The sequence below is a fragment of the Streptomyces sp. ISL-12 genome (assembly GCF_018614415.1).
Lineage (GTDB): Bacteria > Actinomycetota > Actinomycetes > Streptomycetales > Streptomycetaceae > Streptomyces.
In genome coordinates, this window is the sequence record NZ_JAGGOO010000007.1 from 25,260 (window position 1) to 44,666 (window position 19,407).

At 72.5% G+C, this 19,407-nt stretch carries 23 protein-coding genes and 1 pseudogene; 7 read left to right on the top strand and 17 right to left on the bottom strand.

Annotation, left to right across the window (positions count from 1 at the left end; genetic code table 11):
* Window positions 1-59: 59 nt before the first annotated feature.
* The 4 genes from J7I94_RS01485 to J7I94_RS01500 all read right to left on the bottom strand — a co-directional run bounded on the left by J7I94_RS01485 (window position 60) and on the right by J7I94_RS01500 (window position 2,153).
* On the bottom strand, window positions 60-932 hold the full coding sequence (locus J7I94_RS01485; RefSeq protein ID WP_215164593.1) for an alpha/beta fold hydrolase: 873 nt from the start codon (window positions 930-932) through the stop codon (window positions 60-62).
* 76 nt (window positions 933-1,008) lie between these two features.
* Window positions 1,009-1,497 carry a hypothetical protein gene (locus J7I94_RS01490; RefSeq protein ID WP_215164594.1) on the bottom strand — a complete coding sequence of 163 codons (489 nt, stop codon included), beginning with the start codon at window positions 1,495-1,497 and terminating at the stop codon, window positions 1,009-1,011.
* A 45-nt stretch (window positions 1,498-1,542) separates the two neighbouring features.
* Window positions 1,543-1,935 carry an ATP-binding protein gene (locus J7I94_RS01495; protein WP_215164595.1) on the bottom strand — a complete coding sequence of 131 codons (393 nt, stop codon included), beginning with the start codon at window positions 1,933-1,935 and terminating at the stop codon, window positions 1,543-1,545.
* Complete coding sequence (locus J7I94_RS01500; protein WP_215164596.1) at window positions 1,932-2,153, bottom strand: hypothetical protein; 222 nt, start codon at window positions 2,151-2,153, stop codon at window positions 1,932-1,934. Before J7I94_RS01500 ends, J7I94_RS01495 begins: the two co-directional genes overlap by 4 nt.
* Before the next feature lie 117 nt (window positions 2,154-2,270).
* Between J7I94_RS01500 and J7I94_RS01505 the strand changes: the two genes are divergently transcribed.
* Entirely contained in the window at window positions 2,271-3,119 is an 849-nt protein-coding gene (locus J7I94_RS01505) for a helix-turn-helix transcriptional regulator (protein ID WP_215164597.1), read from the top strand.
* 139 nt (window positions 3,120-3,258) lie between these two features.
* Here the strand turns inward: J7I94_RS01505 and J7I94_RS01515 are convergent, their stop codons facing one another.
* Window positions 3,259-4,224, bottom strand: a complete 966-nt coding sequence (locus tag J7I94_RS01515; protein ID WP_215164599.1) for a hypothetical protein — start codon at window positions 4,222-4,224, stop codon at window positions 3,259-3,261.
* Window positions 4,225-4,352: 128 nt separating this feature from the next.
* Here J7I94_RS01515 and J7I94_RS01520 point away from each other — a divergent pair, with 128 nt between their 5' ends.
* Entirely contained in the window at window positions 4,353-5,189 is an 837-nt protein-coding gene (locus J7I94_RS01520; protein WP_215164600.1) for a helix-turn-helix domain-containing protein, read from the top strand.
* Between the two features lie 73 nt (window positions 5,190-5,262).
* Here the strand turns inward: J7I94_RS01520 and J7I94_RS01525 are convergent, their stop codons facing one another.
* Both J7I94_RS01525 and J7I94_RS01530 read right to left on the bottom strand, forming a co-directional pair.
* Window positions 5,263-5,829, bottom strand: coding sequence for an ester cyclase (locus tag J7I94_RS01525; RefSeq protein ID WP_215164601.1), 567 nt, complete (start codon window positions 5,827-5,829; stop codon window positions 5,263-5,265).
* Window positions 5,830-6,067: 238 nt separating this feature from the next.
* On the bottom strand, window positions 6,068-6,931 hold the full coding sequence (locus tag J7I94_RS01530; protein WP_215164602.1) for a helix-turn-helix transcriptional regulator: 864 nt from the start codon (window positions 6,929-6,931) through the stop codon (window positions 6,068-6,070).
* A 132-nt stretch (window positions 6,932-7,063) separates the two neighbouring features.
* On the opposite strand from J7I94_RS01530, the gene J7I94_RS01535 reads away from it, so the two are divergent.
* Window positions 7,064-7,969: an oxidoreductase gene (locus J7I94_RS01535; protein WP_215164603.1), complete on the top strand. Its 906-nt coding sequence runs from the start codon at window positions 7,064-7,066 to the stop codon at window positions 7,967-7,969.
* A 41-nt stretch (window positions 7,970-8,010) separates the two neighbouring features.
* Here J7I94_RS01535 and J7I94_RS01540 read toward each other — a convergent pair whose 3' ends face one another.
* Entirely contained in the window at window positions 8,011-8,916 is a 906-nt protein-coding gene (locus J7I94_RS01540; protein ID WP_215164675.1) for a DUF5829 family protein, read from the bottom strand.
* 319 nt (window positions 8,917-9,235) lie between these two features.
* On the bottom strand, window positions 9,236-10,147 hold the full coding sequence (locus J7I94_RS01545; RefSeq protein WP_215164604.1) for a helix-turn-helix domain-containing protein: 912 nt from the start codon (window positions 10,145-10,147) through the stop codon (window positions 9,236-9,238).
* 207 nt (window positions 10,148-10,354) lie between these two features.
* Between J7I94_RS01545 and J7I94_RS01550 the strand changes: the two genes are divergently transcribed.
* On the top strand, window positions 10,355-11,395 hold the full coding sequence (locus J7I94_RS01550) for an NAD(P)-dependent alcohol dehydrogenase (RefSeq protein ID WP_215164605.1): 1,041 nt from the start codon (window positions 10,355-10,357) through the stop codon (window positions 11,393-11,395).
* A gap of 281 nt (window positions 11,396-11,676) precedes the next feature.
* Window positions 11,677-11,868 carry a hypothetical protein gene (locus J7I94_RS01555; RefSeq protein WP_374198345.1) on the top strand — a complete coding sequence of 64 codons (192 nt, stop codon included), beginning with the start codon at window positions 11,677-11,679 and terminating at the stop codon, window positions 11,866-11,868.
* Between the two features lie 31 nt (window positions 11,869-11,899).
* Here J7I94_RS01555 and J7I94_RS01560 read toward each other — a convergent pair whose 3' ends face one another.
* Window positions 11,900-12,493, bottom strand: a complete 594-nt coding sequence (locus tag J7I94_RS01560) for a DUF4291 domain-containing protein (RefSeq protein WP_215164606.1) — start codon at window positions 12,491-12,493, stop codon at window positions 11,900-11,902.
* A gap of 195 nt (window positions 12,494-12,688) precedes the next feature.
* Between J7I94_RS01560 and msrA the strand changes: the two genes are divergently transcribed.
* Entirely contained in the window at window positions 12,689-13,201 is a 513-nt protein-coding gene (msrA, locus tag J7I94_RS01565) for a peptide-methionine (S)-S-oxide reductase MsrA (RefSeq protein ID WP_215164607.1), read from the top strand.
* Window positions 13,202-13,221: 20 nt separating this feature from the next.
* Here the strand turns inward: msrA and J7I94_RS01570 are convergent, their stop codons facing one another.
* The 4 genes and pseudogenes from J7I94_RS01570 to J7I94_RS01585 form a co-directional block, all read right to left on the bottom strand.
* Window positions 13,222-14,235 carry a MerR family transcriptional regulator gene (locus tag J7I94_RS01570; RefSeq protein ID WP_215164608.1) on the bottom strand — a complete coding sequence of 338 codons (1,014 nt, stop codon included), beginning with the start codon at window positions 14,233-14,235 and terminating at the stop codon, window positions 13,222-13,224.
* Window positions 14,236-14,238: 3 nt separating this feature from the next.
* Entirely contained in the window at window positions 14,239-14,913 is a 675-nt protein-coding gene (locus J7I94_RS01575) for a HEAT repeat domain-containing protein (protein WP_215164609.1), read from the bottom strand.
* A 139-nt stretch (window positions 14,914-15,052) separates the two neighbouring features.
* Window positions 15,053-15,246, bottom strand: a pseudogene (locus J7I94_RS01580) (DUF4291 family protein); the annotation flags it as partial.
* Window positions 15,247-15,420: 174 nt separating this feature from the next.
* Complete coding sequence (locus J7I94_RS01585; protein ID WP_215164610.1) at window positions 15,421-16,539, bottom strand: hypothetical protein; 1,119 nt, start codon at window positions 16,537-16,539, stop codon at window positions 15,421-15,423.
* A gap of 122 nt (window positions 16,540-16,661) precedes the next feature.
* On the opposite strand from J7I94_RS01585, the gene J7I94_RS01590 reads away from it, so the two are divergent.
* Window positions 16,662-17,816 carry a cystathionine gamma-synthase gene (locus tag J7I94_RS01590; protein ID WP_215164611.1) on the top strand — a complete coding sequence of 385 codons (1,155 nt, stop codon included), beginning with the start codon at window positions 16,662-16,664 and terminating at the stop codon, window positions 17,814-17,816.
* Between the two features lie 4 nt (window positions 17,817-17,820).
* Here the strand turns inward: J7I94_RS01590 and J7I94_RS01595 are convergent, their stop codons facing one another.
* From J7I94_RS01595 to J7I94_RS01605, 3 genes are all read right to left on the bottom strand, one after another.
* A complete protein-coding gene (locus J7I94_RS01595; protein ID WP_215164612.1) occupies window positions 17,821-18,069 on the bottom strand; it encodes a hypothetical protein in 249 nt (82 codons plus the stop codon).
* A gap of 67 nt (window positions 18,070-18,136) precedes the next feature.
* Window positions 18,137-18,649: an RNA polymerase subunit sigma-70 gene (locus J7I94_RS01600; protein ID WP_215164613.1), complete on the bottom strand. Its 513-nt coding sequence runs from the start codon at window positions 18,647-18,649 to the stop codon at window positions 18,137-18,139.
* A 108-nt stretch (window positions 18,650-18,757) separates the two neighbouring features.
* The gene (locus J7I94_RS01605) at window positions 18,758-19,282 is read right to left on the bottom strand and encodes a MarR family winged helix-turn-helix transcriptional regulator (protein WP_215164614.1); all 525 of its coding nucleotides are present in this window, start codon (window positions 19,280-19,282) and stop codon (window positions 18,758-18,760) included.
* Window positions 19,283-19,407 lie beyond the last annotated feature (125 nt).

Genomic DNA, 19,407 nt, shown 5'->3' on the forward strand with positions numbered 1-19,407 from the left:
CGGGGCCCGCCGGAGTCACCGACTCCGGCGGGCCCCGGCCGTATCCCCGGACCGGCCGGTCAGACGACCGCCGTTTCCCGGCGGGAACGCCAGAAGCCGAGCAGCGCCGACGCCGTCTCGGCAGGCCGGTGGACGTTGGGTGAATGCCCACCGCCTTCGCTCCGGATGAACCGGGCCCCGAGTGCACGGGCCATTCGCTCGACCCCCTCGGGCGGCCACGTTTCATCAGGCGTACCCGAGATCACGAACTTCGGGACGGACAGGACCGCCAGCCGAGACGTCTCGTCCGTTTCGCTCAGCATCTGCTGCGCCGCGGCCGCCAACTGCTGTGGGCTGTTGCTCAGCCACCGCCGCTCCATGAATTCCTCCACGTCCGGAAGCGCGGTCACTTCCTTGTTTTTCACGAACGGCCACATATCGGCAAGCGTCATCGATCCGACGACGGAAAGCAGCAAGCGGAGCCGCTCCTGCTGCGCGGCCGAAACGCCGGCGGGACCGAAATTCATGAAGGTGACGGACGCCCAGAGGTCGGGATCTCCCTGGGTGGCGAGGACGGCCGCCCGGGCGAGCAGACCTCCGTACGAGTGACCCATCAGATGGACGGGTCCGGTACCGAGCGCTTTGACGACGGCCACGAGATCGCGTGCGAGGTCGTCCCGCGCGTACGAGGGTTCCGACGAGGCCGAACCGGTTTCGTACTGCCCGCGGTTGTCGATGGCCACTACGCGTATGCCCCCTTCGCTCAAGGGGGACAACAAGGGCAGGAAATCCTCCTTGCTGCCCATGAAGCCAGGAACCAGCAGGGCCGTCCCTGCGGAAGGAGAAACTCGTCCGTCAGGTCTGACATCGAGCCCAGCGAAGACGCCTCGCTCCGTGTGCAGGCGGACCGGACGCGCGTTGTCCGGGGCTTCCAGGGTCAGCAGCTGGCTCATGGAGCAGCATGATAGGGGCGGCGTCGAAGCCGTGCGCGACCCGCGCGACGGGTGTTCGCCGTACGAACTCCTGCGCTCAAGAGGTGGGTCGACCGTCAGGCCGAGGCTCGGCGTCGCCTCGCGGCTGCGGCACCCTCACACTCGGATCATCGCGGTGCCACCCGCCGATACGGCCGACCAACTTCCACGTCTTCTTCTCTCCGTTCCGGGCAACCTGCCTGCTGGATTCCCAGGAGAGGACCTCACGCCCGTAGGCGCTGCGAGCAAGGGTGTTCACGTCTTCTTCGATGAGACGCAGATGCCTGCCTACCCGCTGAATAGCGTCATTGCTGTCCCGCAGGTACCAATAAGCGACGACGACCACGGCCGACGTGATCACGATGCGCCAGTAACCCAGTTCACTGCCGAGCGTTGCCGCGATGGCAGTGGCCGCGCCCGCATATCCGGCCAACTGCTGCCGCGCGCCGATTCTCTGCACCACCTCGGACCGGAGGGAATCGTATTCCTTCATGCGCAGTTCGATGATCTTGCCGATGTTGTCATGGTCGCAGCTCGGCTCACTCATGGCATCTCCCCCCATTCGCAAGGATGATGCCCTGGCGTAAACCGCTCAACACCTCAGGAAAAGGGTGACCGGCTGCGGGGCGGACGGCTCGGCCGTCACCTCGCACCAGACCGTCTTGTGGTCCGCGCCCTGCTCCACACCCCACCGCGCCGCCACCGCGTCGACGAGGGCGAGTCCACGTCCGGACTCGCAGCTGTCCGACGCGGACCACAGGACCGGCAGGGCACGCGGGTCGGGGTCGGTGACCTCCACACGGACGCGGCCGGTCCCGGTGTCGTGGACGCGGACGGACACGGGGGTGCCCTCGCCGAGGTGGTCGATGACGTTCGTGAGCAGTTCGCTCGCGCAGAGCAGGACGTCGTAGGCGTGGTGGCGCAGCAGACGGCGCAGTTCGGGGACGGCCTTGGGCGTGGCGAGGAGGTGGACGTCGACGGTCACGCCGGTGCCGCCGTCCGGAGGGCCGTGGTGAGCGCGCGGGCCGTGGCGGTGTCGCAGCTCCCGAGCGCGATCAGTCCCGCGGAGGGCGCGTACGCCCCGGCGAAGGTCAACGGGTCCACGCGGAGGGAGGGGAGTGTGATGCCGTGCAGGGCGAGCGCGGCGCGGAGTTCGTCCACGCGGCGGGCCAAGTCGTCTTCCAGGGAGCGGGGCTGGAGCATGAGGGCGGCACCTTTCCGTGTGCGGGCAGTGACGAATCCCTCACAGGGTGACGTCGGGCGCCCTACCGTGAAAGGGGTCTCGCGTAGGCGGCACGGAATGCGGAAGAGGGCAGGGCCATGGCACGGCGCAAGGACATCGACGGCTCGATGAGCGTCCCGACCTTCTACGGCAAGGAGTTGCGGTGGAAGAGGGAGGCGGCGGGGCTGTCGCTGGAGGGGCTCCTCGAAGGGAGCTTCTACGGGAAGTCGTACCTCAGCGACATCGAGCACGGGGAACGCCGGATGCCGATGGATCTGGCCCGGCATGTGGATCGGGTGCTGGGGACGGACAAGTTCTTCGAGCGCAATTGCGAGGATGTGCGCAAGGCCCGGCGGGGCGGCCACGCCGAGTACTTCATCAACACCGTGGAGATGGAGGAACGCGCTCAGGAGATCGACGAGTGGGGCCCGGCTCTGATTCCGGGGCCGCTTCAACTGGAGCCGTACATCCGAGCTGTTGTCCTGGCGGCTCACCCGCAGGAGTCGGAGGAGGCGGTGGTGGCGAAGATCGAGGCCCGGCGGGCGCGGGCGTGGCTGCTCGAGGATCAACACGCACCCGACAGCTGGCTCGTGCTGCACGAGTCGATCCTGCGTGAGCCGATCGTCCCGCCCGACGCCATGGCCGACCAACTCGCGCACCTTGCCGAAGTCGCACGCAGGCGCCGGGTGATTCCGCAGATCCTGCCGCGGAACGGGGGTGCCCACCCGTTCATGATGGGCACCACACGGTTCATGACCTTTGCCGATGCGCCGCCGGTCATGTACACGGAGGGCATGTACAGCGGCCAGCTGGTCGATGACCCGGCCCTCGTGCGGCAGTATGCCAAGGCATACGGTCGGCTCAGGGCAGCCGCACTGTCTCCGGAGGTGTCCCTGAAGCTCATCGAACAAGCGGCAGAGGACTATCGCAAGGGCAGGCACTCGTAAGCCTCCGCCCTTCGGGCGTGGCGCAAGAGCAGCTAAAGCAACGGCGACGGCGGCCCAATGTTCCGGACGGACCGGTGCTGTTGGTCACCGCGTCCGCTTGGGGGGCCTTCGTCGGGGCGGTGCGGCTGGGGCCGGTTGCTCAGCGAGGTTGAGTGAGGCGGGCGGTCAGGAGGTTGGCGTCGCCGCCGGTGGTGAGGGCGCCGCTGGTGACGTAGGCGGTGGTGCCGGTGACGGCGACGGACGTGGTGTTCTGGAGTCCGTCGCGCGTGTCGAGGACGGTGCGGGCGGGGCGGCCGGGGGTGACGAGTACTACCTCGCTGGGGATGTTGAGGGCGGCCAGGAGCTGGTCTCCCCGGCCCGTGAAGGCGAAGTCGTCGACGCTGTCCAGTCCCGACGCCTTGATCTGGGGTCGGCCGGCCCCGCCCGTGACCGTGAGGGGGATGCGCAGGATCGTTCCGCGGTCGATGTTGGACACCCACACCGCGCCGTTGTGCACCTTCACGCCGTTGGCGCCGAAGAAGCCGGTCGGGGCGAGGGCAGGGCCGTCGGCCCAGACCGTGGCCGTGCCGCCGTGCGCTGGGACCCGCCACACCTTTCCCCGCGTGGAGTCGGTGATGTAGAAGTCCCCCGTGCGGTCGTCCCGGGCGAGCCCGTTGGCGAAGCTCGTCGCGGGGAGAGCCGCGACCCGCGTCGGCTCGCCGCCGCCGGGGGGCAGCTTCCACAGGCCGGTCAGGCCGCCGTCACCGGCGGAGTAGAGGAAGTAGAGGGTGCCGTCCGAAGTGCGCTCGATGCCGGTCACATTGGCGGTGCCGACGACGGGGGTGTTCACCCCTCCGTCCGCCGGCAGCGGCATGGTGGCCAGCACCTCGACGCGGCCGTCGAGGGATACGTGCGCGATCTGGCGGGACAGGACGAGGCCGACGTCGGCCGAACCGTCCGGCTCCACGACGACGCTCTCCGCCGCCTGCCCGGCGGGCCGGTCGAAGTGGGCCACGACGCGCGGGTGCGACAGGGGCGGCGTGGCCGCTCCCGCCGGTGCCGGGACCGTGGTGAGCCCCAGGGTCATGCCCGCCAGGGCAAGTCGGACGGCGAGGTGTGTGCGCATGGGTGACTCCGATCCGGTGGGGCGCTCGCGCCGAGCATCGATCGCCGCGCGCGGGCCGGCCAGTACCCGGCGTAACCCCCGAACCGCAGTACCAGGCTGCGGACGGCCCGGTGGGCGAGACTGGGCCCATGAGCGTGCCGGACAACTCCCTGGGCGAGGCGCTGCGTGCCTGGCGGGACCGCCTGACGACGGACGACGTCGGCCTGCCGGCCACGGGACGCCGGCGGACGGCCGGACTGCGCCGCGAGGAACTCGCCGCGCTCGCCGGGATCTCCGTCGACTACCTGCTGCGCCTCGAACAGGGCCGGGCCCGGCGCCCGTCCCGCCCGGTGGTCGCCTCGCTCGCCCGCGCGCTGCGGCTGACGGACGACGAGACGTGTCATCTGCACCTGGTCGCGGGGCTTCTCCCGCCGGCACCGGGGCGGATTCCGCAGGAGGTGCCGCGGAGCGTCGACCGGCTGATCAGCCGTTGGGGAGACATCCCGGTGGGCGTGTTCTCGGCCTCGTGGACCCTGCTGTCCTGGACCCGGTCCTGGGCGGCCCTGCTGGGTGACCCGGCATCCCGGCCACCGAGGGAACGGAACCTGGTGCGCGCGGTCTTCGCCGAACCGCCGGCCGAGACCGGCCGCGCCCCGCTCTTCCCCTTCGCCGCCGACGGGGCGGCCCTCGTCGCCGATCTGCGGCTCGCTCGCGCCGCGTACCCGGGGGAGCGGGAACTCGACGAGCTGGTGCGGGAGACCTGGCGGGCCAGCGCCGGCTTCCGGGAGCTGTGGGCCACCGCGACGCTGGGCTCGCGACTCGGCGGCGACCAGCGGATCCGGCACCCGCTCGTCGGGGAGATCGTGCTGGACAGCGATGTGCTGAAGGTGCCGGACCACGACGTGCGGATCATGACGTTCACGGCCGAACCCGGCACCCCGGACGCGCAGAAGCTGGACCGCCTGCGGGCCACCGCCGCCGGATAGGGCACCGGAAAACGGATGACACTTCGGCCTCAAGTGTTCACTGTTTTCCGAGGTACCTCCCCGGACCGCTCCGTCACCCCCGCAGGTCGGCCGGAACGGTGGTGGACAGCAGGCGCGGATCGGGTTCGCGGGTCATCGATGCCAGGCCCTTCACCGCCTTGGCGAGCTTGAGCAGGTCGCGCGGGTTCTTGAAGTCGAGCGCCTTGAGGAGCTGACGGAGCATGGAGAGGGTGTCGAAGTAGACCCGCTCGCATATCAGGCGCTCGTCCTCGTCGAAGAGGAAGTACGCGGTCATACGGACCCGGAAGCGACCGCCGGTGGGCGGGATCCTGCCGAGCGGTCCGCGGTGGGTGCCCAGCAGCCAGAACTCGACGATGACGGCGTCCGCGCTGTGCCGCAGCTCGATGATCTCGTGGTCCTGGTCGGGGAAGGCGACGCGGGTCTCGTGGTAGTAGCCGCGGACCGCGGAGTCGCCGTCGTGCACGGTCATGGTCGGGACGAGTTCGTAGTGCGGGTGCGGGAAGGTCGACAGCACGTCGTCCCACGCGTGGACGACCTCGTCGTGGAAGTGGTCGAGGACCAGCTTCTGCCGGGCCTGGAGGACGTCACGGTCGGGGATGTCGAAACGCGTGCGGGTCATCGCTGGTCTCCCTGGGGCTGGTTGGTGGTCGGGCGGGGCGGGTGAGTATCCGCGCGTGCGTCGCAGCGTAGGGGGTGGCTGTCGCACGTAGACCTCCGCCCTGGAGGCGGCGGATACCGGCCGGAGAGAGAGGGGGTGCCGAAAACGGTGAACACTTCGGCCCCAAGTGTTCACCGTTTTCGAGGATGGGGTCCGGGCCCGCCCCAGGACGCGGCTCGCCCGCCGCCGTCCGCCGTCGCTACTCCGCGCCGGGCGAGCGGGTGGCGCGCAGCGACGCCAGCAGGCGCAGCCGGTCCGCGTCGGGGCTGCCCGGCTCGGCGGTGAAGACGAGCAGGAACGGGCCGGGAGCGCCGGGCAGCGGGTACGTGTCCCAGTCCAGGACGAGGTCGCCGACCTCGGGGACCCGGAAGGTCTTGGTTCCGCTGACCGACGTGCGTACGTCGTGCCGGGCCCACAGCCGGCGGAACTCCGCGCTGCGGATGGACAGTTCGCCGACGATCGCGGTGGCGCGCGGATGGGTGGGGTCGGTGGCGACGGCGGCGCGCATCATGCCGATGTACTCCAGGGCCTGCCGCTCCCAGTCCGGACAGCTCCGTTCGCCGGTCAGCGTGTCGTCGAACATCAGCAGGAGCATGTTGAGCCGGTCGCGCGGACGGTCCCCCGGGCTGCCGAGCAGCGCCTCGGCCAGCGGGTTCCAGGCGAGCAGGTCGAGGTGCCGGCCGAGCACGACCGCCGGGGTGTCCAGCACCCGCAGCAGCCGCCGGGTGCCGTCCGGCACCCGCTCCGGACCGTGGTCACCGCGGGCGGGAACGGGCCGGCGGGCGGCGCGGGCCAGGCCGAACAGATGGCGGCGCTCCGCGTCGTCGAGGCCGAGCGCGCCGGCCAGCGCGTCCAGGACGTCGTCGGACGGACGTACCTCCCGGCCCTGCTCCATCCGCTGGTAGTAGTCGGTGCTCAGCCCGGCCAGCAGGGCCAGTTCCTCCCGCCGCAGCCCGGTGACCTTGCGCCGGCCGCCCGGTTCCAGGCCGACGTCCTGCGGCCGCAGCCTGCCGCGCCGGGCCCGCAGGAAGTCGCCGAGTTCACGGGCGTACGGATGCGTCATGCCGCCAGTGTGCCGTCCGGCCGGGCGCCGAAGGTAGGTCCCGCAGACCTAGGCAGACGGGAACGACGGAACCAGCGCGCGGCGCTCCTAGCGTGGTCGCCCCACGGCACCACCACACCCCAGGAGCAGCGGATGACCGAATGGACCGCCGACCACATCCCCGACCAGCACGGCCGGACCGCCGTCGTGACCGGCGCCAACTCGGGGCTCGGCCTGGTCACCGCGGCCGAACTGGCCCGCCGCGGCGCCTACGTCGTGCTCGCCGTACGGAACACCGCGGCCGGCGAGGAGGCCGCCCGCCGGATCGGCGGCGACACCGAGGTCCGCGAACTGGACCTGGCCTCCCTCGCCTCGGTCCGGGCGTTCGCGGAGCGGCTGGCCGCCGACCACCCGGTGATCGACCTGCTGGTCAACAACGCGGGCGTGGTGCTGCTCGGCCCGCGCCGCACCACCGCCGACGGCTTCGAACTGCACCTCGGCACCAACCTGCTGGGCCAGTTCGCGCTGACCGGCCTGCTGCTCGGCCCGCTGGCCGCCGCGCCCGCGGCCCGGGTGGTCAGTCTCAGCTCGATCACCCACAAGACCGCGCACCTCGACTTCGACGACCTCATGTTCGAGCGGGGGTACCGGCCCGCCACCGCCTACGGCCGCTCCAAGCTCGCCACCACGGTCTTCGGCGTCGAGCTGGACCGCCGGCTGCGCGCCGCCGGCTCGCCGGTCGTCAGCGTGCTGGCCCACCCCGGTCTCACCCGCACCAACCTGACCCCCCGGGCGTGGGAACACCGCGGCCGGCTGGGGCGGCTGATCGCGTCGGCCGGTCTGCTGGCCACCCAGCCGGTGGAGCGGGGCGCGCTGCCGCAGTTGCGCGCGGCGACCGAGCCCGGTGTGCGGGGCGGCCGGTTCTTCGGGCCGGCCGGGCTGTGGGAGACCCGGGGCCGGGTCACCGACGCCCGGCTCAGCGAGGAGGCGGCCGATCCGGCCGTCGGCGCACGGCTGTGGGCGGTGGCCGAGAAGCTGACCGGCGTCAGCTGCCTGTGAACCCGGCCGGCCCGGCAACACCGCTGGCGAACCGGTCGTCGCTACTCCTCGCCGCTCGTGAAACTCCACCCGGCCCGGGCCCCCGGCCCGACCACGAGCGTGGAGTTCCCGATCCGCTCCACGTGCCGCTCGGCCACCGGCCGGTCGAGGGCGAAACCGAGGGACCGCAGCCCCGCCTGATCGCGGGCGACGGCGTCCAGCCGGATCCTCGTGGTGCCGTCGTCCGCGACGACGCCACCGCCCGCCACCGTCCGCACCGCGAACCCGCCCGCGCGCAGCAGCGGCACCGTGTCGGCCAGGTCCCCCTCCGTCACCCCGAGGCGGACGGACGTCACGTTCCGCATCAGGTGATCCCGGTAGCCGTCGGAGAGGTACCGCTCCCGGCCGACGTCCCCCGGTCCGCTCGCCGGCTCCGTGTTGCCGCGCGGGTCGGCGAAGTATTCGGGCCGGTACTCCATCCCCCACGCCCCGAAGGCGTCGTACCGCGTGTCGGTGAACACCGCGTCGAACCACGGCACCGGCACCCCGTCCCCGAAGTCACGGGTCTGCTGGAACTCGACCGGCTCGGGGACGCCGTACTCCGGCAGCCGCTCGACGACCTTCGCCAGGTCACCGGCGCGTTCGACGGACACCCCGAGCCCGGCGGAGCCCAGCGTGCCGTCCTGGCCGGGCAGGTCGCCCACCCCGAACAGCTCGACGTACGTCTCGCGCCCCATCAGATAACGCCCGGTCCACGTCCGCCCGTCCGCCCCGGTCGTGGTCCGCACCTGGAAGTCGGCGAACTCCCGCAGATACGCCGAGCCCTCGATCGCGTCGGCGGTCTCCCGGTCGAGCACCCCGTACGCGTGGTTGAAGTACAGCAACGGCTCCTCGCCCGCCCGCGCCGTCACACCACTCGCGACTACCCCCGTCAGTGCCACGGCGAATATCATGACTACTCGTAACATTCCGCGAAGCAGCATGAACGCGAGGGTAGTTGAACGACAGCCGGCGCATCGAAGACATCCGGGATTCCCCGTCCACCTACGGCCTCACCGGCCGGTACTACCCGACGGTCATGCTGCTGAACGGCATGGACGTGGCCACGTCCCGCAGCATGCTGCGGGGTTTCGACGTATCGGGAGGCCTTGACCTATAGGTGCGCGACCGGCACCTCGCGCTGTCCTGCATGCACGCGGACTACCTGGCGCTGTGGAGCACGCTGCCGGCGAACGCGAGGGACGTCTGAGCGGCGGGGACCGGCGCCGGCCGGGACGGAGCGACGCGTCAGGCCGGCCGTGCCGCGGTCGTCTCCGCGCTCCAGCTCGCCAGCAGGCGCAGCGCGTCCGCCGACGGGGAGCCCGGCTCCGCGTGGTACGTGATCAGGGACTGGTCCGCGTCGTCCACCAGGCGGAACGTCTCGAAGGACAGGGTCAGCTCCCCGACCAGCGGATGCCGCATCCGCTTGACGCCGTGGCTCTTCTCCTTCACATCGTGCGCGGCCCACAGCCGCCGGAACGTCCCGCTCTTCATCGACAGCTCCCCGACCAGTGAGGCCAGCAGCGGGTCGTCGGTGTGGCAGCCGGCGTCCATCCGGAGGTAGCCGACGATGTCGGAGGCCTTCCCGTCCCACTCCACGAACAGCTCGCGGTAGTCCGGCCGCAGGAACACCAGCCGGGCCCAGTTCCGCTCCCGGGCCGGCATCCGGTCCCAGTCGCCGAAGAGGGCCGAGGCCAGCGAGTTGTAGGCGAGGACGTCGGTGCGCCGGCCGGTGATGTACGCCGGGACCGTGTCGATCGAGTCCAGCAGTTGCCGCAGCTCCGGCCGCACCTGCTGGGCCCGCACCGCGTGCCTGCCCCGCTGCTGCTTCGGCTTGGCCAGGTGCGTCAGGTGGGCGCGCTCGGCGTCGGTCAGCCGCAGCGCGCGGGCGATGGCCTCCAGGACCTCCGCCGACACGTTCCGCCCGTTGCCCTGCTCCAGGCGGGTGTAGTACGCCACGGACACCCCGGCGAGCTGCGCCAGCTCCTCCCGGCGCAGCCCCGGCACCCGGCGGGCCCGCCCGTACGAGGGCAGCCCGACGTCCTCCGGCTTCAGCCGGGCCCGCCGGGTGCGCAGGAACTCGCTCAGCTCGGCGCGCTGGTCCAGGCCCGGGCCGGCGCCGGGTGCGGGCGAGGATGCGGATGCGGGCGGTACGTCCATGCTCTCCAGTATCCCCGTCCGTATTCCTGGACACAGGCGGTCGTACGCACAGGAGCCTGATCCTGTCAGTGGTACGCACGGCGGACGTACGCAAAACCGTGGTCTGGGTGGCAGCCCGCCCGGACGGCACGCTGGATGACGCGCCCCGGCCGACCGGCCGGCCGGCGCTTCGCAAGACCCCGCTACGAAGATTCCGGAGAACCCGGCATGACCACTGTCGCCGCGTACGCCGCCCCCGCCGCCAAGGCTCCGCTGGAGCGCACCACCATCGAGCGGCGGGACGTCCGCGAGCACGACGTCCTGATCGACATCCAGTACGCCGGTATCTGCCACTCCGACATCCACCAGGCCCGTGAGGGCTGGGGCGAGGCCATCTTCCCGATGGTCCCCGGCCACGAGATCGCCGGTGTCGTCTCGGAGGTCGGCCCCGGTGTGACGAAGTTCAAGGTCGGCGACCGCGTCGGCGTCGGCTGCATGGTCGACTCCTGCCGCGAGTGCGAGAACTGCAAGGCGGGCCAGGAGCAGTACTGCGTCCGCGGCCAGATCGGCACGTACAACGCCATCGGCCGCGACGGTGAGCCCACCTACGGCGGCTACTCGCAGAAGATCGTCGTCGACGAGGCGTTCACGGTCCGCATCCCGGACGGCCTGTCCCTCGACGAGGCCGCGCCGCTGCTCTGCGCCGGCATCACCACGTACTCCCCGCTGAAGCGCTTCGGCGCCGGCCCCGGCAAGAAGGTCGCCGTCGTCGGCCTGGGCGGTCTCGGCCACATGGCCGTCAAGATCGCGCACGCCCTCGGCGCCGAGGTGACCGTCCTGTCGCAGTCGCTGCGCAAGAAGGACGACGGTCTCAAGCTGGGCGCCGACCACTACTACGCCACCAGCGACCCGGCGACCTTCACCGAGCTGGCCGGCACCTTCGACCTGATCGTCTCCACGGTCTCGGCGCCCCTGGACTTCGGCGCGTACCTGAGCCTGCTGACGGCGCGGGGCACCCTGGCCAACGTCGGCGCCCCCGAGGAGCCGATCTCGCTGAACCTCTTCTCCCTCATCGGCGGCGGCAAGAACCTGGCCGGTTCGATGATCGGCGGCATCGCCGAGACGCAGGAGATGCTGGACTTCTGCGCCGCGCACGGCATCGGCGCGGAGATCGAGCTGATCGAGGCGAGCCAGATCAACGAGGCCTACGAGCGGGTGCTCGCCAGCGACGTGCGCTACCGCTTCGTGATCGACACGGCGACGATCTGATCGACGCGACGACCCCCCCGCAGCTGTTCCCCTCATGGGGACCGGCGGCGGGGGAGCGGCCGTATGCCACGCTCTCGGCCAGGTGCCTCCCCGCGCTCCGGCCGTTCACAGGCCCGCCGAGGACCTGAGCCGTTCGACGCCGTCACCCCGGAGGGTGTCCAGGCAGGCGGCGGTGCGTCCGGTCGAGAGCAGCGGCAGGGACAGGGCGGGGCCGGAGATTCGGCAAGCAGACCCCCGGGTCGATCGTCGACCAGCTCGAACGGGCCGGCTACGCCCGACGGGTGCCCGACCCGCGCGACGCCCGGGCCCGCCTGGTCACCCTCACCGCCCGCGGCCATGAACGCGTCGGACTGAGCCTGCCCGTCGTCCGCGACGTCCAGGAGCAGTGGACGGCCCACCTGGGCCCCGCGCGCACCCGGCAGCTGAGGCAGGCCCTGGAAGCGCTGCGCGAGATCACCGACCCGCACCGCTGACGCCGCCCGGCGCGGCGGCCCGCGGCTCCGATCAGGAGTGCAGGTGCGCGAGGAGGCCGTCCGCGGCGGGGTAGGGCCGCTCCTCGGGCAGCAGCCGGTGCGCGGCGTCCGGATCACCGGCGGCGAGGTGCTCACGGATCGTGCGGGCGAGCGGGGTCACGTCACGGACGGAGACCGTCCACTCGTCCGCGTAACGCGGTACGGCCTCACCGGAGAGCCCGAGCTGCAGCGACCGGTACGGCAGCGGCCGCGAACGCAGGTCCCGCTCGGGGTCCCACTGCACCCGGGCCGGCGAGCGCTTCAGCTCGCTCCGCCAGGCGTCGGGGCCGGCGTGCAGCCCGCGTACGTAGCTCGACAGGCACGCGTTGCGCAGCGCCCACTCGAACCCGTCCCGCGTGATCTCGACGGCGAGCACGGTCTCCTGCCCGGGCTTCGTGGCCCAGCCGCAGCGGTACATCATCCACAGGAACGACGGCTTGATCCATGTCATGCGGTCGCGCTTCCACGCGGCGGGAAACCTCCCGTCCCGGGCGGCGGGCAGGCCCAGTTCCGGCGGGTAGGCCTGGTAGACGGTGATCGTCGACGGCCCGTAGGCCGCCCGGATCTCGCGCTGCGGTCGTTCCATGGGGTACAGCGTCGACGCGTCCCGCGCCGGTGGCCACCGGTTTTCTTCACACCCGGGCGCACGTCCCAGTGGGCGGGCGCGGAATCGCGCGGGGTGCTCGTGCGTTGTGACGGGTGGCCGTGGGCGCCCGTGGTGTGTGAGCCGAGGGGCCCGAGTGATTCAGTGACACTGAAGTGACAGAGAGTGGAGGCCGCGATGGCCGCGCAGACGCAGAGGGCCGTGCTGGCGGGCGGATGCTTCTGGGGGATGCAGGACCTGATCCGCAAGCTCCCGGGCGTGACGGCGACCAGGGTCGGCTACACCGGGGGTGACGTGCCGAACGCGACGTACCGCGACCACGGGACGCACGCGGAGGCCATCGAGATCCTCTTCGACCCGGAGCAGACCGACTACCGGGCGCTCCTGGAGTTCTTCTTCCAGATCCACGACCCGAGCACCAAGAACCGCCAGGGCAACGACATCGGCATGAGCTACCGCTCGGCGATCTACTACGTGGACGACGAGCAGAAGCGCATCGCGGAGGACACCATCGCGGACGTGGACGCCTCCGGGCTGTGGCCGGGCAAGGTCGTCACCGAGGTAGAGCCGGTCGGCCCCTTCTGGGAGGCCGAGCCCGAGCACCAGGACTACCTGGAGCGTTACCCCGACGGCTACACCTGCCACTTCCCGCGCCCGGGCTGGCGGCTGCCGGCCCGCGCCGAGGGCTGACGCCGCGGGCTGCGCGACCGTCACCGCGCGTCGCGCAGCCGCAGCAGATACGTCGCCGTGAGCGAGACCGCGCGGTCCGGGTCGGACGACAGCTCCACGAGGGCGCGGGACGCCGTGGGCCCCGGTATGTCGGCCAGCGCCTGGGTCAGCCGTACCCGGGCGGGCGCGGTGGAGGCGTCCCGGGCGAGGCGGTCGGCCAGCGCGGCGGCGATCCGCTCCGCCGTCGCCGCGTCGCCCGCCAGCACGCTCAGCGCGTCGGCCGCGTCGGTGTCGTTCCGGCCGTCCGCGATCATGTCGACGAGCGTGGGGACCGTGTCCGCCGACCCCCGCGTCCCGAGCGCCAGGGCGGCCTGGCCGCGGACCACGGCATCGGGGTGGGCGAGGGCCTCCCGCAGCCGGGCGGCGGCCCGGTCGCCGGGCAGCGCGGCGAGGGAGCGGACGGCCCGTTCCCGCACCGCCGCCACCGGTGAGCCGAGGGCGTCGGCCAGCAGCGCCGTACCGCCGTCGCCGCCCTCGCCCGACCGTGCCAGCGCCCAGCGCAGGGCTCCGGCGACGTTCGGGTCCGTCTCGCTCAGTACCGCCTCGACCAGGGCCTCCACCGGCACCGGAACCTCGTCGCCCGAGGACAGGGCCGCGCGCTGACGGTCGACGGCGCTCTTCGAACCCAGCGCCTGGAGGACCGCGACGACCTGGAGGACCTCCTCCCAGTCGGCGGGCTCCGCGGCGTCGATCCGGCGCAGCCGCGTCAGCAGCTCGGTCTCGGCCGCGATGCGCCGGCGCGTCTGCCGGATGAGGTCGTCGACGAGCGCCGAGGGCGTGAAGCCGGAATCGTCGAGCGCGCGCCCGATCTCGCGCAGTGACAGCCCCAGCGACCGCAGGCTCTCGATGTGGAAGATCCGCCGGATGTCCTCGCCGGAGTACTCCCGGTAACCGGAGCCCGTACGTCCCGAAGGCCGCAGCAGGCCCAGCGACTCGTAATGCCTGAGCATGCGGGCGCTGACCCCGGACCGCCGCGCCACCTCACCGATCAACACGCCCTATCGTCCCTCCTGACGGCCGGCCCCGCCGAGGGCCACGACGCGCTTCGCCTCCTCGATCGCGAACTCGAACCCCGCGTCCGGGTCGCGCAGCAGCCGTTCCGTGGCGAGCGCGTGCGCCTGTGCCTCCCGGTCGGCGCCGGCTGCCACGGCACGCAGCAGCGGCGTCACCGCCTCCCCCAGCGCGACCAACGCCCGGCTGAGACTGAGCCGTGTCTCCCGCCCGCCCCGCCCGAGCTGCGTCGCCAGCACCGCGGCCAGCCCCGGTTCCGCACCCTCCGGCACCAGCAGGACCGCGGTCCGCCAGGCGCTGCGCGCCACCTCGTCGTCGGCGTCGGTCAGCAGTTCCCGGGTGATCGCCGGCCACGCCCGCCGGTCCCCGATCTTGGACAGCGTGTGCAACGCCTGACTCCGCGCCCGCGCCCGCGCGGAGCGGACCTCACGGAGCAGCGCGGGAAGCGTCAGGGACACCGGGTGCCGGGTGAGCGCCCAGGTCAGCATGTCGCGGACGAAGAACTCGGGCTCGACCGCGCAGCGCTCGACGAGCGCGTCGACGTAACGCGGATCCGGTGCCGTACCGACCGCGAGAGCCGCGCTCAGCCGTACGGAGGCGCGGTCGTCCTCCAGCGCTCGGAGGGCACGCGGCGCCTCCGTTTCCGGTTCTGTCATGGCCATCGGGAACGCCTCCTCGGCAAGCGGTGACAGGTGACAGCAGTGAACGCCCTGTCACCGTGTCAAGGTCAACGGGGACCCGCTGCCGATGGCCACAACCCGTCGAACAGCCCCTTCGGCCTCTGACGGAGCGCGGCTCCGGTCATGGGCGCAGGTGGGCCGTCAGTTCGTCCGCGACGGGGTAGGCCCGCTCTTCGGGCAGCGACCGGGCCGCGGCGTCCGGATCGCCGCCGCTCACGCGTGCGTGGATCTCGTGGGCGAGCGGAGTCACGTCGCGATGGAGACCGTCCACCCGTCCGCGTACCGCCGGACAGCCTCGCCGGAGAGCCCGAGCTGTGCGGCCGGTGGAGCTCCGTCCGCCATTGATCCACGGATGCGGCAGCTACCCCAGGGCAGGGTGCGACCACCGCAGAACACCGCCTTCGACTCGTGCCGGACACGTGCCATCGGGCGGGACGCCGGTCGGACAGGAGACACCCGGCCCAGCCCACCGCGAGGAGTCGGCCGCAATCAGTGCGGCAGCGTCGCCGGGCTGCCCCCGTTGGCCTCGTAGCCCGCCACCGCCAGGGCCCGGTAGACCGCGAACTCGGCCGCCGGGTCGGCGGACAGGGTCCAGGGGAGGGCGCCGACGTGGCCGTCTATGTGCACCAGCTGGTTCATGGCCTCGGCCCAGCGCTCGCCGCGGACCAGGAAGAACAGCAGCAGATGGCGGACGTGCGCCGACATCGGGTCGTCGGGGCGGGCGCCGTGGACCGCGTGCAGGGCGCCGTGGACCGCCTTGGTGACGACCTCGCTCTGGTGGAACCCGCTGACCAGGTTGACCTCGGGCAGGTGCTCGAACACCGCGAACAGGGGCATCGCGGCGAGCAGGGAGCCCCGGGGCGCGCGGGCCGCCGCGGCCTCGGCGAAGGAGTAGGCCAGATCCCGGGAGCCGTGCCACTTCTCGCACCAGTAGTGCAGCGCGGCCAGGTGCGCCCCCATGTGCGCCGGCGCGCGGTCGAGGATCTTCAGCCAGAGCTGCTCGAACTCCGCCCGCTCGTAGCCCAGGCCGCGGGCCACCGACAACTCGATGATGTACGGCACCGGATCACCGGGGGCCAGCAGCGCCGCGTCGCCGCACGCCGCCCGCGCCTCCTCCATGATGATCCGGAACTCGTCCGTGCCCGGCGTCGACGTCCGCCACGCCTGCTGCACCAGGAACTCGGCGTGCACCGCCGCGCCGCCCGCTTCCTTGGGGTTCTCCGCCCGCCACACCCGCAGCCACTGGCCGCCCGGCGGCTCCGCGACCCCGCCCGGCCGCTGCTGCAACTCCAGTGCCGCCGCGCCCGCGAACGCCTGCACGCGCTGCCAACGCCGCTCGCCCTCCGCCTCCGTACCGGCGAGGAGCTGCTGTGCCGCGCGGTAGTCCTGGGTGCGCTGCACCAGGTCGAGAACGTCGATCAGGTCCTGGTCGGGGCCGGGCATCCGGATGTCCAGCTCCTCCTCCAGGACGAAGCCGTAGTGCGCGGGGTCCGCGGCGTCGGGATGACCGGGCGGCACCTGCTCGATCATGCCGCGCCGGCGCCGGAAGACGGGGAGCAGCACGAAGCCGATCATGACCAGCGCCAGCAGGACCCAGAGAATCTCCATGCCTCAAGCGAACCAGACCACGCCGACAATTGGCCAACCTGTCCCCGAGCCTGTGGAAAACCCGCCCGGCCGTACGTCCTCGCGAACGTCGTGGACGCTCGCGGCGCACTACGCTCAGCCCCATGAGCGACAGGCACTTCAGTCAGCACTTCGAGACCCTCGCGATCCACGCGGGCAACACCGCCGACCCCCTGACGGGCGCGGTCGTCCCGCCGATCTACCAGGTCTCCACCTACAAGCAGGACGGCGTCGGCGGCCTGCGCGGCGGCTACGAGTACAGCCGCAGCGCCAATCCGACCCGGACCGCGCTGGAGGAGAACCTCGCCGCTCTGGAGGGCGGCCGCCGCGGCCTCGCCTTCGCCTCCGGACTGGCCGCCGAGGACTGCCTGCTGCGTACGCTGCTGCGCCCCGGCGACCACGTGGTCATCCCCAACGACGCCTACGGCGGCACCTTCCGGCTCTTCGCCAAGGTCGCCACCGGCTGGGGCGTGGAGTGGTCGGTGGCCGACAGCTCCGACCCCGCCGCCGTACGGGCCGCGCTCACCCCGAAGACCAAGGCCGTCTGGGTGGAGACGCCCTCCAACCCGCTGCTCGGCATCACCGACATCGCCGCCGTCGCCCAGGTGGCCCGGGACGCCGGGGCCAGGCTCGTCGTCGACAACACCTTCGCCACGCCCTACCTCCAGCAGCCGCTGGCCCTCGGCGCGGACGTCGTCGTGCACTCCCTCACCAAGTACATGGGCGGCCACTCCGACGTCGTCGGCGGCGCGCTGGTGGTCAGCGACCCCGAGCTGGGCGAGGAGCTGGCGTTCCACCAGAACGCGATGGGCGCGATCGCCGGGCCCTTCGACTCCTGGCTGGTGCTGCGCGGCGCCAAGACGCTCGCGGTGCGCATGGACCGGCACAGCGAGAACGCCACCAAGGTCGCCGACCTGCTCACCCGGCACGCGCGCGTGACGAGCGTCCTGTACCCGGGCCTGCCGGACCACCCCGGGCACGAGGTGGCCGCCAAGCAGATGCGGGCGTTCGGCGGGATGGTCTCCTTCCGGGTGCGGGGCGGCGAGGAGGCGGCCGTCGAGGTCTGCAACCGCGCGAAGGTGTTCACGCTGGGCGAGTCCCTGGGCGGCGTCGAGTCGCTGATCGAGCACCCGGGGCGGATGACACACGCCTCCGCGGCCGGTTCCGCCCTGGAGGTCCCGGCCGATCTGGTGCGCCTGTCGGTGGGCATCGAGAACGCCGACGACCTGCTGGAGGACCTCCAGCAGGCCCTGGGCTGACCGGTCACCAGCCCGTCAGCGGCGGCGTCGTCCCGGACGGCGGCGCCACCCACGGCCGGGCGGTCAGCGCCCAGACCGTGAAGGCCACGGCGGCGGTGAGGAGCAGCAGCCACAGCAGGCGGCGGGCGGCGGTCCGGCGGCGCAGCGCGCGGTCGCCGAGCCGGACGGCGTCGGCGTACAGGCCGGGCGGTACCCGGGGCGGCGACTGCTCCATGATCCGCCGTACCGCAGCCTCCCGTTCGGGCCGGTTCACGGCCGCCTCCCTCCGCCGCCGGTGCCCCCGGCGGCCCCGGCGGGAATCCGCCGTACGCGCGCGTGGCTCATGACGTCGCCCGCGCGCGGGGCCGCTCCGGTGCCGCCGCCCGGGCCGGCCGTGCCGCTGCGCGCAGCAGGGTCGCCGTGGCCCGGTCGCAGACCGCGCGGACCCGGTCCCGGTCCAGGCCCAGCAGGGCCGCGGCCTGCTCCTCGGCGACGCCCTCGTACAGCCGCAGGACCAGGATCAGGCGCTCCAGAGGGCTCAGCACGGCCAGCGGACCGGCCGGCCGCGGACGGGCGCGTCCGGGGAGGCGGTGGCGGTGCCAGGACTCGCGCGCGAAGCGGGTGGCGAGGTACTGGCGGGCGAGGTCGTACGGGTCATCGCCGCGCAGCCGGTCCCAGCGCGCGTAGGTGTGGGCGAGGGAGAGCGTCAGGAGGTGCCGGGCGTGCGGATTGTCGTCCGGGGCCTCGGCCGTGAACAGGGTGGCGGCATGCAGCAGCCGCCCCGCCGCGCCCGCGACGAACGCCTCGAACTCCCGGGCCCGGCGGGCACCCCGCGCCGCATGCCGTTCGCGCACCGCGCCTCCCGCCTACGGGCGACCCCGCCGGTCTCATCTGAGGACAGGGCGGCCCGGCGGTCAAGGGCCGGGAACGCATCAGCCGTACGCGGCCGTACCGAGCGGTGCTCAGGAGACCGGCGGTGTCTCCGCGCCGGCGCTCGCCTGGGGGGCCATACGGGCGGACAGGGCGCCGTTGAAGCGCGTGAGGAGCGCGCAGAACGTCTCGCGCTCCTCCGGCGCCCAGTCCTGGGTGAGTTCGGCCATCAGTTGACGGCGGGAGGAACGCACCTCGTCCAGCCGGGACACCCCGCGCTGGGAGAGCTGGAGCACGACCGCGCGGCCGTCCTCGGGGTGCGAGGTGCGCTTGACGAGGCCGGTGTCGACGAGCGGGGCGACCTGCCGGGTGACCGTCGAGGAGTCGATCCCCATGCTCGCGGCGAGCGCCTTGACGCCCATCGGGCCTTCCTTGTCGAGGCGGTTGAGCAGCAGGTACGCGGCGCGGTCCATGGTGTTGCGCACCTGCCCGACGCCGCCGAGCCGGGTCTGTTCGGCACGACGGGCGAACACCGCGACCTCGTGCTGCAACGTGTCGAGGAGACCGGGGTCACCGGCGGTCGTCATGTCCATCGACATTTCAGGTGTTGTGGGCATGGCCGGAGGCTCACTTCGTGAAGGGCTGCTGGGTTGGGGGACAGGGTACGCGGCCCGGGCCCGGGGCGTGGGGGCGCTGCGCAAAGCCGGTCTCGGACGGTGGTCACGAAGACGGGCGTGGCCCG